The following is a 13316-nucleotide window of genomic DNA, read 5'->3' on the forward strand; positions in this document are numbered from 1 at the left end:
AACTGCGGATCGATACCTGTCCACTCTTGGAATGTCAATAACACTGACATAAAGTCGACACTGAGTAATGAATGAGGCATGCTATGTCGGATACGCGTCCCGCTCAAGTCTTTGGCGGCGAAAGCCTTTTGTTTCTGACTGACGAACAGCTGAGGCAGGGGATCGAGGCGATGTTTTTTGCCTATCGGGGCTTTACCGCCGATCCCGATCGAATTCTGGCACAGTTGGCTTATGGCCGAGCCCATCATCGGGCCGTTCATTTCATTAACCGTGCGCCGGGAACGACGGTAAACAACCTGCTGGCCATTTTGGGGGTGACGAAACAGTCGCTGAACCGGGTGCTGCGGACTTTGATCGACGATGGTCTGGTTGAAAGCCGTGTTGGCACCGTGGACAAACGTGAACGCCACTTGTTTTTGACCGACAAGGGCAAGGCGCTGGAGGCGAAATTGTCCGAAGCCCAGCGCGTACGCATGCGCGCCGCTTACAAGGATGCAGGCCCCGAGGCCGTATCAGGATTTCGTAAAGTGCTTGAAGCGATGATGGATACTGATATGCGTCATGCCTATACGAAACTGCGGGATACTACCTCATGAGCGATATGGATGCCCATCTGCTGATCGTTGACGACGATGAGCGTATTCGTGACCTGCTCAAGAAGTTTCTGATGCGGAACGGATTTCTGGTCACGGCGGCCCGTGATGCGGCCCATGCCCGCCGGGTGTTGTCGGGACTGGACTTCGACATGATCGTTCTGGACGTGATGATGCCGGGCGAAGATGGCGTGAGCCTGACCAGAACACTGCGCGAAACCCATTCAACCCCGATCCTGCTGTTGACCGCGCGGGGCGAGACCGAACACCGGATTGCCGGGCTTGAGGCGGGTGCGGATGACTATTTGGCCAAACCGTTTGAGCCGAAGGAGCTGTTGCTGCGGATCAACGCAATTCTGCGGCGCATGCCGGAAACGCCAGCGCAGGATACAGCAACTAAGATTTTGAATCTCGGGCCGATCCGATATGACGTGGAGCGTGGAGAGATGTGGCAGGGCGAAGAACCCGTGCGCCTGACAGCCACCGAGAGCCAGTTGATGAAAATATTCTCGGCCCAACCGGGCGAGCCTATCAGCCGAGCCAAGCTGGTCGAGGATTTGGGCCGCGACAAGGGGCAGGCGCAGGAACGCGCGGTGGATGTTCAGATCACGCGATTGCGTCGAAAGATCGAGCAGGACCCGAAGCAGCCGCGCTATTTGCAGACGGTGCGCGGTGCCGGGTATATGTTGGCGCCGGACTGATTTCAGCCGCTGCGCGGCGTTTTTATGCCTTCGGCGAGGATATTTTTGGCCAGATGAAAAGGGATTCCGATGAAAACTGCCCTTCTGACTCATGCGGATTGCCTTGGGCATGTGACACCGGGCGGACACCCTGAACGGGTGGAGCGGCTGGAGCATATACTACACGCGTTGGAGCCATTGGACCTGAACCGTGTCACGGCACCCTTGGCAGCGGATGATGATCTGTTGCGGGTACATCCAGAGAGCTACATCCGGGATATTCGGAAAACACGCCCGGCAGACGGGTTCGCCCAGATCGACGGGGATACGTTCATGTCTCCGGGTTCAGTCGACGCCGCCTATCGCGCCGCCGGAGCCGTGGTGCGGGCGGTGGATATGGTGCTGGGCGGAGAGGTCCCGAACGCGTTTTGTGCCATCCGTCCGCCGGGGCATCATGCGGAAACAGACACTGCAATGGGGTTCTGCCTGTTCGGGAATGCGGCGCTTGCGGCGAAACACGCGCTGGATCACCATGGGTTGAGCCGGGTTGCCGTCGTTGATTTCGACGTCCATCACGGCAATGGCACGCAGGATCTGTTGTGGGACGAGAAACGTGCGCTGGTGATCACCAGTCAGCAGATGCCTCTGTGGCCTGGATCGGGGCGTCCGGATGAGACCGGCGCGTACGAGACTGTTTTGAACATCCCTCTGGCGCCCGGCACTGGTGGCGCCCAGATGCGCGCGGCTTATGAAGCGCAGGCTTTCCCGCGTTTGCGTGCGTTCAAGCCGGAACTGATCATCATCTCAGCCGGCTTTGATGCACATCAGGACGATCCGCTGGCCAATCTGAACTGGTCCACTGGCGATTTCGCCTGGGTCACCGCCGAGCTGTGCAAGATCGCCGACGAGGTGTGCGGGGGACGTATCGTCTCGACTCTGGAAGGCGGGTATGATCTGAACGCACTGGCCGAGGCCACCCGCGCCCATGTGGAAGAATTGATGAAGGCAGCCCGATGACCGATACCCCCGTTGATCAGATGACATTCGAACAGGCGATGAAAGAGCTTGAGGCCGTCGTCGGCCAGCTGGAGCGCGGCGACGTGGCGCTGGACCAGTCCATCGCGTTATACGAACGCGGGGCAGCGTTGAAAAAACGTTGCGAGGATGAGTTGAAGCGGGCCGAGGAAAAGGTCGCCGCGATCACCTTGGACGCCAATGGCCAGCCGACCGGGACGACGCCTGTCGAAGGTCAGTAAATGTTTCGCGAAAAGCTAGCGCAGGATGCGGCGCGGATTCAGGATCAGTTCGATCTGGTTCTGGGGGCGCTGGACGATCTGGATGTGACCCGGGCGATGGCCTATGCCACCGAAGGCGGCAAGCGGTTGCGCGGGTTTCTGGTGTTGGAAAGCGCGCGCCTGCACGGTGTGGGCGAGGATCGGGCAATCTGGCCTGCAGTGGGAATCGAGGCACTGCACGCTTATTCTTTAGTGCATGACGATTTGCCGTGCATGGACGATGACGACTTGCGCCGCGGGCGTCCGACCGTGCATGTGAAATGGGATCAAGGCACCGCTGTTTTGGCTGGGGATGCACTTCAAACACTAGCGTTTGAAATGTGCGTTCGGTCTGAGGTTGGGACGGCAGAGATTCGCGCTGAATTGGCTCTAACATTAGCTAAGGCCAGCGGAGCACAGGGCATGGTGCTGGGTCAGGCCTTGGACATTGCGGCGGAAACGGCTGAGGTTTCGCTGGCACTAGATGAGATTACACACCTGCAGGCGGGCAAGACAGGCGCACTGATCGAATGGTCGGCCTGCTCAGGAGCGCGGCTAGCGCAGGCGGACCCCGAGCCGTTGCGCCAATATGCCCAAGCCTTGGGGCTTGCCTTTCAGATCGCTGACGACATCTTGGACGTAGAAGGTGATGCGGAAAAGGCCGGTAAACGTCTGCAAAAGGATGCGGATGCGGGCAAAGCCACATTTGTTTCACTGCTGGGCCTGGATGCCGCCAAAAGGCGCGCCGCTGAACTGGTGGATCATGCCTGTGCCGCGCTCGACGGGTATGGTGCTTCGGCTGAAACCTTGAAGGACGCCGCCCGCTTCGTTATTGCCCGGGACAGATAAGCCAGGAACGCCAAATGTCTGATCGTCCGAAAACGCCCTTGCTGGACCTTGTGAACCGCCCTGCGGATCTCAAGCAGTTCTCGGATGCCCAGTTGCATCAGGTGGCGCAGGAATTGCGGGCCGAAACGATCTCGGCCGTGTCGGTAACCGGTGGGCATCTAGGCGCGGGTCTGGGCGTGGTCGAGCTGACCACCGCGCTGCATGCCGTGTTCGATACACCTCGCGATAAGATCATTTGGGACGTGGGGCATCAGTGCTACCCGCATAAAATCCTGACTGAACGCCGCGACCGCATCCGTACCCTGCGGATGAAGGACGGCCTCAGCGGGTTCACCAAACGCAGCGAAAGCCCCTATGACCCGTTTGGCGCGGCCCATAGCTCAACCTCGATCAGCGCGGCGCTGGGATTTGCCGTGGCCCGCGATTTAGGCGGCGTCACACCCGAAGGGTTAGGCGACGCGATTGCGGTAATTGGCGATGGCTCGATGTCGGCGGGTATGGCCTTTGAGGCGATGAACAATGCAGGTCACCTGCGGAAACGCCTGATCGTGATCCTGAACGACAATGAGATGAGCATCGCCCCACCCGTCGGCGCTCTGTCCAGCTATCTGTCGCGAATTTATACCGAGGCTCCATTCCACGACCTGAAAGCCGCTGCCAAGGGTGCGGTTTCACTGTTGCCGGAGCCGTTCCGTGAAGGCGCAAAGCGCGCCAAGGAAATGTTGAAAGGTATGGCCGTTGGGGGAACGCTGTTCGAAGAGTTGGGCTTTTCCTATATCGGTCCGATCGACGGACACGATATGGATCAGCTGCTGCCGGTATTGCGCACGGTCAAGGCGCGGGCAACCGGGCCAATCCTGATCCATGTGCTAACGAAAAAGGGCAAGGGCTATGCCCCCGCTGAGCAGGCCCGCGACAAGGGCCACGCCACCGCCAAATTCGATGTGGTGACGGGTGAGCAGAAAAAAGCCCCCTCAAACGCGCCCTCATATACATCTGTCTTTGGCAAGGCGTTGGTGGATGAGGCCGGGCGGGATGACAAGATTGTCGCCGTTACTGCGGCGATGCCGGATGGCACCGGGCTGAACCTGTTTGCCGAGCGCTATCCGTCTCGTTGTTTCGATGTGGCAATTGCCGAACAGCATGGCGTGACCTTTGCGGCGGCGCTGGCTGCGGGGGGAATGAAGCCCTTCTGCGCGATGTATTCGACCTTTTTGCAGCGTGGCTATGACCAAGTGGTACATGACGTGGCCATTCAGCGCCTGCCTGTGCGTTTTGCCATCGACCGCGCGGGGCTGGTGGGCGCGGATGGCGCGACCCATGCGGGATCGTTTGATATTGCCTATCTTGCCAACTTGCCCGGCATGACCGTCATGGCCGCTGCAGATGAGGCGGAGCTGATGCACATGGTCGCCACTGCCGCCGCTCATGATGACGGCCCGATCGCCTTCCGTTACCCGCGGGGTGAGGGCGTGGGTGTCGAACTGCCCGAGCGCGGCGAAGTGTTGGAGATTGGCAAGGGCCGCATGATCCAGAAAGGGGCGCGTGTGGCGTTGCTTTCCTTCGGTACCCGTCTGGCCGAGGTTCAAAAGGCAGCCGAGGCCCTTTCGGCACGGGGGATTACCCCCACCATCGCCGATGCCCGCTTTGCCAAACCTCTGGATCGCGAATTGATCCTTGATCTGGCTGCCAACCACGAAGCCTTGATCACGATTGAAGAAGGAGCCGTTGGCGGTTTCGGCAGCCATGTGGCGCAGCTTTTGGCGGATGAGGGTGTATTCGATCACGGATTGAAATACCGTTCGATGGTGCTGCCGGATATCTTTATCGATCAGGCGAGCCCTGCGGATATGTACGCGGTTGCAGGTATGAATGCCGAACAAATCGAAGCCAAGGTGCTATCGGTCCTGGGTGTGACAACTATCGGCGAAAAACGCGCCTGATCTACCGGCCTGTGCATGGGCCGGCAAAGAGAGATCCCTTTCTTGGGTTTAACGTGCTTGGTCGGCGCGGATCGACTACAGTTTGATGGTCCCGTCGCGCAGGTAGCAGGGTTGAACGGGCTGAAGATCGCCTTTTATCACAATGATGTCGGCAACTCTTTCGTGGCTTAACAGTCTTGGATAAGACAGGATGACGTCGTTAGAGCCCCGTCTGCCTTGAACAACTGGGAGCAAAGAGTTGGCTGATACTAGAGCAATAATTGTGCTTTTGCTTCTACCTGCGTTGATTGCAATGGCAGGATGCCACGGTGAGAGTTCTCAGGCACAAATAGAATCTAGTTTAGGTATTGTCGCATTAACCGAGCCCACATCGATACCTGAAAAGCCTGTTTCTGCCGGTATGACGAGGGCTGAAGTTCTAGAGATTCTTGGGCCTCCCAAAGAAACCGAAAAGGCAACCATCCGCCCAGCCAGATGCGATTTTTTTGAAATTAGAGACGTCGGTTCCGAAAGGCATCTGATAGTTTTCTATTTAGGCGAAGTGGCGAAGAGAGTGGTTTGGACATCTCCCGAGGGCTGTTACCTCACTATAGAGTGAGCACCGCTGAAAATTTAAGTTCTGCTTCCAAGTATTGGCACTTGGGAAGTCTGTAGATGGCAAATAGGAGCGCAATCATGAAGTTTCACCGTTCGGCCATTGTCGCCATCCTCTGTGCGTTGCCTATCTCGGCTCAGGCTCAGTCTGATAACGAAGCCGCGCCCGGATTGATGGTCGAGTTGAATGCAGTTCAGGACGTCGAAGGTGCCTGTCGGCTGACCTTTCTGGTTGAAAACGAAACACAAACTTCGATTGACGCCGCCAGCTATCAAGTGGTGATATTTGATGCTGCTGGTGTTTTTGAGCGCCTTACCCTTTTCGGGTTTCGGGAATTGCCCGCCGGACGCCCTCGGGTGCGTCAGTTCGATGTCCGAAACATCACTTGTGACAACTTGGGGCGTGTTCTGATCAATGGTGTGAGCAGCTGTATTGTCGACGGGTCCGAAAGCAATATATGCGATCAGACACCAACCCTGCGCAGCCGGACAGAAGTGGAGCTTTTGGGATGAGTTTTCTTGATGCACTCCGTGAGATCTTGGCCCTTGGCGGGCCGGTCGTGGCCATCCTGATCGCCATGTCCGTGGTGACACTGGCTGTGGCGCTGTACAAGCTCTGGCAGTTCGCCGTTTCAGGTGTAGGACGGCACCGGGTGCTGTCACAGGCGTTAGAGGCTTGGGATGCGGGTAACAAACAAGAGGCCCGCGCACGGTTGGCGAAAAGTCATAGCTATCTCGCGCCACTGGTGGGGGTGGCAATGGACGCACCGGATGCGCCCGGTCTGGATCAAAGATTGGACGCCGAAGCCGGATTGGCGCTGGCCGGGCTCGAACGAGGGTTTCGACTGTTGGATACCGTGGCGCAGTTGGCACCTCTGCTGGGTCTGTTCGGAACGGTTCTGGGCATGATCGAAGCCTTCCGCAGCCTGCAATCGGCCGGGTCGTCGGTTGATCCATCGTTACTGGCGGGCGGCATTTGGGTGGCGCTTGTGACCACGGCTGTGGGTCTGGCGGTGGCGATGCCGACCTCGATGGTGTTGTCTTGGTTCGAAAGCCGCACGGCGCGTGAACGGGTGTTTGCTGACAAGGCGCTGCGCACCGTTCTTGTACCGGGGCAGGCGATACCCTTGGCCGAGGATGCACAGACCATGGCGGCCACGCCCGGACATGCGTAATCGGGCACCCTTTGTCAGACGACCACTGGCGATGACACCGCTCATCGACGTGATCTTTCTGCTGTTGCTGTTTTTCATGCTGACCTCGACCTTCTCGAAATACGGTGAGATCGAGCTGAGCAACGCCACAGCCGGAGGCGCACCTTCGGACGCGCCGCAAGATCGCTCCTTTGTTCAGTTGGGGGCGGATCGTTTGGTTTTGAATGGCGCGGCGATCACGCTGGAGGAATTGGCAGAACAGGTGAAAACCGGACAGGTGTTGATCACCCTTGATCCCGATACAACGGCGCAGCGATTGGTAGATCTGCTGGTGATGCTGCGGGGGCGTGAGGGTCTCAGCGTATTGGTGCTGGAATGATCCGTGTCAGCCGCCCTCGCCGCAAACGCGACTCGACCATTGCACTGATCAATGTCGTGTTCCTGATGCTGATCTTCTTTCTGATTGCTGGCACGGTGGCCGCGCCATTGGACCCCGATCTGAATTTGGTCGACACGTCCGAGCTGGATGGGCGCGAGCCGCCCGACGCATTGGTGTTGCATCAGGACGGTACACTCAGTTTTCGCGGTGCGCCGATGGATCCGGAAACCTATATGAACGGGCGAGAGCCGGGGGCGGTACGTATCGTACCCGATCGCGAAGTGTCGGGCGCGCGGTTGATCGAAGTAACCGGACAGCTGCGCCGTCTGGGCGCGCAGTCAGTATTTGTCGTGACCGAAAAGGCGCTGGAATGATCCGGGGTTCGGTCGTCATCGCGGTTCTTGCCGTGCTGCTGTCCTTGCTCTTGCACCTGATGGGGTTGAGCTTGACCGCGCCGCGATTGGCCGAGCAACCCAGTCAGACGGGCACATCGGATGCGGTCGAACTGAGCAACAGTTTCGAAGATCTGGTCGACTCCGTTGCAGAGCCGGTTGAACCCGAGCCCGAGGCGGCACCGGAACCACCGGCTGAGGAATCGCCCGAACCGGCACCGGAACCAGCGGAGATTCCGACCAGTGAGGTGCATGTGGCCTCGGACGACCCAAAGCGGACTTTCGCGCCCGATACAGGTACGTCCGAAATCTTGCAACCGGTCGCGCCCGAACCCGTTGAGGCCGAAGCGCCCGAGACCGAAGACACCACCGATGGTGACGCAAACGCCAGTGACGACGCGGATGAGACCCCGCCCACCGAAACGGCCGAGGTTGTTGAGGCGCCCGAAGGCAACCCCGATGCGACAGAGCCGGTTGATGAAACCCCTGCTGCGCCCGAACCAGCCGAGACTGAGGAACTAGCCGCGCTGCCCGTGCCAGCCGAAGAGCCTGTTCCGTCAGTTGTTCCGGTTATTCCATCCGAAAGCGAGGTGGTTGAGGCCGATATTCCCGCCGAGAGTGAACAAGTGGCGGATAACGAAGATAGCAGTGAGAGCTCGGAACAGGCGGTGACATCTTCGATCCGGCCTAAGTTGCCGGATCGACGCCCACAACCTGAACCGCAAGGCACGTTGAACGGGGCGCGGGATTTCAGCGCTTTGCGATTTCCGACCCGCGAGATCGAGTCGCCGTTGACGACTTATAGGCGCAGGGGCGTCGATGCTTTCACCTCGGGTGACAGTGGTACGCGTTCGGGCGGGCGAAACCCCGGAAACTCGGACCGGACCAACTATGCCGGGCGCGTTCTTGTCCACTTGAACCGCGCGCCGATCGTCTACACGGCCGCGCGAGGATTTGCGAAGGTGTTTTTTGAGATCAATCCGGATGGTACCCTGGCCTGGGTCGATGTGGTGGATAGCAATGGAACTCCTGATGTCGAGCGCGCGGCCAAGGCTCAGGTCCGTGCGGCGTCTCCCTTCCCGAAACCGCCCGGAGGGGTCAGCCGCAAGCTGTCTTTTGTCTATTCCAGCAACTGAGATCGCCCTGCGTTGCCGTATCTCTCATCGCTTCTCAAAAAACAGAATAACTTCACCCAACCGGACGCCATAGCGTGAGACATAGGCACGGTTCAGTAGGCGGTCATCGCTCAGCAACCACATCCAGTCATCAAAATTAACCCGCATCGTGCCGTCCTTCACAGGCATGTCGATCTTGTATTTCCAGTTGAACGTATCACCACGCTCGACCCCGCTGGCAGAGCCCAGAACGCCGGGCGCGGTTCCGCTCCATGTATCCTCGCCCGTTTTGGCCAGAGTCCAGATGCGTTGTTCCGTAGCGCCGTCGTCATAGGTGAAATCTTCGACTAGGGTCAGGGTTTTACCGTCCCATGTGCCCTCGATATCGACGGTAAAGCGACGGGGAATATTCCCCAACACGTCTTGAAATTGACCGTAGGCAACAGTCCTGCCCTCAAAGAACTCTTCAAGGTTCAGTTGCCTGTCAGACAGAAAGCTCTTGGGCACACGCGGTTTTGCGGAACAGGCCGCCAACATGGCCAGCCCCATGATGGCAAGCGCCCAGATCAGAACACGGCGGGCGTTCATTGCAATGTCCTCGTCTCGGCCGCTGAGTCATAGCCGTTTGAACCGCTGACATGAGAGGCGTTTACTACTGGCGCCGGGCGCATAGTGGCGACGAGTTCCGCGACCTTGATGCCGAATTTTCGCATCTCGGACCGGTTCATGATCACGCCGTTTTCAGCCAGATACATCCAGTCGGTAACATCCAATGTGTGCCCGCCCGCGTCCTCGGGCAGGATGATGCGGTAAGTTAGCTTGACGGTCGAGCCTGAGATGGTGCCTTTGCCTTCGCCGACGATATCATCAGCCGTGGCGGTGAAGGTGTTGCCGGTGCCCAGCGTCAGATACCATTTGCGGGTCATCTGCTTGCCGTTGGAATAGGTGAAATACTCGGCCAGCGTGCCGGTATTGCCCTCCCATTCGCCGACCATGCGGGCAACAAAGCTGTTCGACATCTTGCCATTAGGGCCATAAATCAGCCCTTCGGATAAAATCTCTCCGTTCAGTTTTTCCTTAATGTTGAACGCAGGCCCGGTGCCGGTGTAGTCCGATGGCGCTTGCGACCGGAAACTCAGAAATTGGCGCTGAGCGATGACTAGGGCGAGGATGGCAAGAAGAAGGATAGCAACGACAGTCATTTGGCTGAGGCCTCCGTAGGCAGCGTCAGTACCAGCCCGAACGCGCCGAGTTTCAGGATGCAGGGCAGTACGGCATAGGCGAGGGTGAGAGTCCTCAATGCTTCCGTCGAATTGGGTTGCCCCGGTGAGAACCCACTGCGTTCCAGCAGCGGCAGTGTGAAAAAAGCAGCAAGAGCGAGGCCCAGCTTGCCTGCAAAGGACCAAATGCCGAATGCTGCCGAAGCATTGAGCCCCGCGCGTGTCAGCACGACAGAAAACATGGCAGGCAGCACCACCATATCCGCGCCCAGCGCCGCGCCTGAGGTTAGGCAGATCAGGGCGAAGCCGGTCAGGTTTCCAGCCGACAACATGGCAGCACCAATAAAGCCCGCAATCGACAATGGCATGGCAATGATCAGAGTCTGTTTCGGGCCAATTCGATTGCTGAGCTTGGCCCAAAGCGGCACTGTAGCCCCTGCACTGAGGAAAAACAGGATCAACAGCGGCCCGGCTTTTCCAGGCAATTGCAGACGATCTTCGACAAAGAACAGAAACAGGGTCGAGGTGATCGACACAGGTAAGCTGTTGACCAGTGCCAACAAAAGTAGGCGGAGAGCACCAGCCTGACCCAACCCGGCAACAGACAGGCCCTCACCGGTTATTGGCGCGCGCCGCCACATGGGCAGGGTCAGGATCAAGGTCAGGAAGGCGAGCAACCCCAGAAACAGGCCGAATGCCGGATAGCCCTGCGCGCTCGCCCCAGAAGCCACGAACAGAGCAGGGGCGCTGGCGGCGACGACCACCCCGGTCAGTTGCCCGCCTTCACGCCACGCGGCTAGAGTCATCAATTCTTTCGCCTCGGGTTTTGTCGCCAAAGTCGCACTGCGGCCGTAGAGCAAGATGGTGCCAAGGCTGTAGGCGGAAAACAAAAGTATCAAGATAGACACTAATACGAGGATACTGATGTCTTCGGGCAGACCAAACAGTAAGGGAAACCCAACTGCCAGCCCTAGCGCAGCCGCAGCAGCGAACAGCATTTGCGCTTGTGGCCAGCGATCGATGGCCCAGCCAATCAGCGGGTCCTGCACCAAATCAACAATGCGAATGACAAGCAAAACGGTACCGATCACCCCCAACCCGATGCCCAGATTGACGGCGGCAAAGCGCGGCAGGTGGATGTAAAGAGGAATTCCCGCCGCAGCGAGCATCAGAGCATAGAGGCTGACCCTCGGGTACAGCATTACTGCCCGCGCAGTTTCTGAGTGAAGGTCGCGGAGCGGGTGTTTTCACCAAGAAAAACCGACATGAAGCTACGTTTGATACCTGGGTATGTAATCGTGCAGGTCTTGCGTCCGTTCAGCCAGAATGAGATGGCGTTCGGCCCGTCCGATACCGCCAGATAGCGATCCCCTTTCTTGACCGATTTGAAACAGGTTTGAAGCTGATCTCGCACCGGGGCCAGGCGGCCAATGCGCGCCATCTCGTCCAATGTCGAGTTAACCAGCGCCTTTTGAGTCAGGTTGCGGCGATATTTCAGTTCCAACCCGAAATCCTGTGACCAGCTGAAAGCCGTGCCACCTGAGGTGAACAATCGCGCATCGTATAGCGGGAAGCCCAGATATCGGAATGTCGCAGTGCCGCGCAGCTGCGCGTCGTCAAGCGTGTTCAGCCCGGAAGACGCTACCAACCCGGACGGGGTCAGCAGGGCAAGCGACAAACATGCCGCGCGAAGAGGGTTAAATATCGGCCGGGGCAGGGATGGTCGGGTCTTTTTCAAGAAAGCCATTGTCAGCTCCGTTCGTGTGCGGGGTACCGTTCAGGCGCTCGACGACATGCATCGCGCTGGCAATCCCGTCTTCGTGAAAGCCATGCCGGTTGTACGCACCAGCAAACCAAGTGCGGTTCTGTCCCTGCATCTCGCGGATTTGCCCTTGTGCTTTCAGGGCCGCCTTGTCGAAGACCGGGTGGGCAAACTCGACCTGATCATAGATTTTGTCCGCGGGAATTTCTGATGATGCGTTCAGTGTCACGAACAACGGGTCGTTGTCCGGAATGTTCTGAAGCCGGTTCATCCAATAGGTAACCCCAACATTTCCCGCCTGCGAGCGATATGTCCAACTGGACCAGCAGGCCCGACGCCGGGGCATCTGGCTTGGGTCACAATGCAGGACGGCGGTATTGGGGTGGTATCGAATAGACCCTAATACTGACTTTTCGGCATCTGTGGCTGATTCACTGAGTATTGCAAGCGATTGATCGGAATGGGTGGCCAGAATGATCTCATCAAACTGATCTGCCTGACCCTGACTGTGGAGGGTTATGCCTGCTTCATTGCGTTGGATGTGATCGACGGGTGAGCCCAGCCGAATTTCGCTACCACGGGCGCGCAAGGCGGCGTCGATGCGGCGGACATATTCGATACTGCCGCCTTTGACCGTGTACCACTGGTGCTGATTGGCGCGACCACTGGCCAGCAAGGCGTGGTTGCGGAAGAACTGCACCAAAGAGCGGGCCGGGAATTGATCCACGAACTCGACAGGCGTGGACCAGATCGCGCCGCACATGGGCATTAGGTAGTTATGGCGAAACCAGTAGCCAAGGCGGAGCTGATCGACCAGTTCCCCTATTGTTGTGTCGTCGTCCTGCGCAGCCTCGGGGGCTTCTTTGCTGAACCGCAGGATATCGGCGATCATCTTGTAATAGGCAGGCCGGGCGAGGTTGCGTTTCTGCGCCGTCAGCGTGCGCAGGTTGTTCAACCCGTATTCGATGCGGCCATCGTCGATGGTTGCACCAAAACTCATCTCGGATTTCGTGACTGGCACGTTCAACTCGTCGAACAGCCGCGTCAGATAGGGGTAGGTGACATAGTTGAAGACGATAAAGCCTGTGTCGACCGGCTGATCCCCGTTCTTGCCGGCCATCACGGTTCGAGCGTGCCCACCCAACCGGGGTTCGGCCTCAAACACAGTCACATCGTTTGTTTCGGAAAGATAATAAGCAGCCGACAGACCTGAGATTCCTGCACCTACTACTGCGATTTTCTTGCGTACGCCTCGGGTTTCGTCGAACATGCCATCCTCTTTATACGACATTTTACAATAGGATACGCAGCAGATGCGGGGGTGGATCAATCGAATTAGAATTTTTTCGCAAGTGATCTAT

At 58.2% G+C, this 13316-nt stretch carries 17 protein-coding genes; 12 read left to right on the plus strand and 5 right to left on the minus strand.

Features of this window, described 5'->3' with window-relative positions; all coding sequences use genetic code 11:
- The first annotated feature begins 83 nt into the window (after positions 1–83).
- From ACR0D7_RS10580 to ACR0D7_RS10635, 12 genes are all read left to right on the plus strand, one after another.
- Entirely contained in the window at positions 84–596 is a 513-nt protein-coding gene (locus tag ACR0D7_RS10580; RefSeq protein WP_480678978.1) for a MarR family winged helix-turn-helix transcriptional regulator, read from the plus strand.
- A complete protein-coding gene (locus ACR0D7_RS10585; RefSeq protein WP_480678979.1) occupies positions 593–1294 on the plus strand; it encodes a response regulator in 702 nt (233 codons plus the stop codon). The genes ACR0D7_RS10580 and ACR0D7_RS10585 overlap by 4 nt, the downstream gene beginning before the upstream one ends.
- A 69-nt stretch (positions 1295–1363) precedes the next feature.
- Positions 1364–2290 (plus strand): histone deacetylase family protein, encoded by a 927-nt coding sequence (locus tag ACR0D7_RS10590; protein ID WP_480678980.1) that lies wholly within the window; start codon positions 1364–1366, stop codon positions 2288–2290.
- Entirely contained in the window at positions 2287–2529 is a 243-nt protein-coding gene (locus ACR0D7_RS10595; RefSeq protein ID WP_058272726.1) for an exodeoxyribonuclease VII small subunit, read from the plus strand. The genes ACR0D7_RS10590 and ACR0D7_RS10595 overlap by 4 nt, the downstream gene beginning before the upstream one ends.
- Positions 2530–3396 (plus strand): polyprenyl synthetase family protein, encoded by an 867-nt coding sequence (locus ACR0D7_RS10600; RefSeq protein WP_480678981.1) that lies wholly within the window; start codon positions 2530–2532, stop codon positions 3394–3396.
- A 14-nt stretch (positions 3397–3410) separates the two neighbouring features.
- Positions 3411–5339 carry a 1-deoxy-D-xylulose-5-phosphate synthase gene (gene dxs, locus ACR0D7_RS10605; RefSeq protein ID WP_480678982.1) on the plus strand — a complete coding sequence of 643 codons (1929 nt, stop codon included), beginning with the start codon at positions 3411–3413 and terminating at the stop codon, positions 5337–5339.
- Between the two features lie 238 nt (positions 5340–5577).
- Complete coding sequence (locus ACR0D7_RS10610; RefSeq protein ID WP_480678983.1) at positions 5578–5937, plus strand: hypothetical protein; 360 nt, start codon at positions 5578–5580, stop codon at positions 5935–5937.
- 77 nt (positions 5938–6014) lie between these two features.
- Positions 6015–6446 (plus strand): hypothetical protein, encoded by a 432-nt coding sequence (locus tag ACR0D7_RS10615; protein WP_480678984.1) that lies wholly within the window; start codon positions 6015–6017, stop codon positions 6444–6446.
- On the plus strand, positions 6443–7108 hold the full coding sequence (locus ACR0D7_RS10620) for a MotA/TolQ/ExbB proton channel family protein (protein WP_170571260.1): 666 nt from the start codon (positions 6443–6445) through the stop codon (positions 7106–7108). The genes ACR0D7_RS10615 and ACR0D7_RS10620 overlap by 4 nt, the downstream gene beginning before the upstream one ends.
- A gap of 31 nt (positions 7109–7139) precedes the next feature.
- Positions 7140–7466, plus strand: a complete 327-nt coding sequence (locus ACR0D7_RS10625; RefSeq protein WP_480678985.1) for an ExbD/TolR family protein — start codon at positions 7140–7142, stop codon at positions 7464–7466.
- Entirely contained in the window at positions 7463–7840 is a 378-nt protein-coding gene (locus tag ACR0D7_RS10630) for an ExbD/TolR family protein (protein ID WP_480678986.1), read from the plus strand. Before ACR0D7_RS10625 ends, ACR0D7_RS10630 begins: the two co-directional genes overlap by 4 nt.
- A complete protein-coding gene (locus ACR0D7_RS10635; protein ID WP_480678987.1) occupies positions 7837–8994 on the plus strand; it encodes an energy transducer TonB family protein in 1158 nt (385 codons plus the stop codon). The genes ACR0D7_RS10630 and ACR0D7_RS10635 overlap by 4 nt, the downstream gene beginning before the upstream one ends.
- 24 nt (positions 8995–9018) lie before the next feature.
- Here ACR0D7_RS10635 and ACR0D7_RS10640 read toward each other — a convergent pair whose 3' ends face one another.
- From ACR0D7_RS10640 to ACR0D7_RS10660, 5 genes are read right to left on the minus strand one after another with little or no spacing between them, the layout of a single operon-like run.
- Positions 9019–9561 carry a DUF3833 domain-containing protein gene (locus tag ACR0D7_RS10640; RefSeq protein WP_480678988.1) on the minus strand — a complete coding sequence of 181 codons (543 nt, stop codon included), beginning with the start codon at positions 9559–9561 and terminating at the stop codon, positions 9019–9021.
- Positions 9558–10175: a DUF3833 domain-containing protein gene (locus ACR0D7_RS10645; protein ID WP_480678989.1), complete on the minus strand. Its 618-nt coding sequence runs from the start codon at positions 10173–10175 to the stop codon at positions 9558–9560. The genes ACR0D7_RS10640 and ACR0D7_RS10645 overlap by 4 nt, the downstream gene beginning before the upstream one ends.
- Positions 10172–11395 carry an MFS transporter gene (locus tag ACR0D7_RS10650; protein WP_480678990.1) on the minus strand — a complete coding sequence of 408 codons (1224 nt, stop codon included), beginning with the start codon at positions 11393–11395 and terminating at the stop codon, positions 10172–10174. Before ACR0D7_RS10650 ends, ACR0D7_RS10645 begins: the two co-directional genes overlap by 4 nt.
- Entirely contained in the window at positions 11395–11940 is a 546-nt protein-coding gene (locus ACR0D7_RS10655; protein WP_480678991.1) for a hypothetical protein, read from the minus strand. Before ACR0D7_RS10655 ends, ACR0D7_RS10650 begins: the two co-directional genes overlap by 1 nt.
- On the minus strand, positions 11891–13225 hold the full coding sequence (locus ACR0D7_RS10660; protein ID WP_480678992.1) for an NAD(P)/FAD-dependent oxidoreductase: 1335 nt from the start codon (positions 13223–13225) through the stop codon (positions 11891–11893). Before ACR0D7_RS10660 ends, ACR0D7_RS10655 begins: the two co-directional genes overlap by 50 nt.
- Positions 13226–13316: the final 91 nt, after the last annotated feature.

Source organism: Ruegeria sp. BB7 (genome assembly GCF_056539365.1).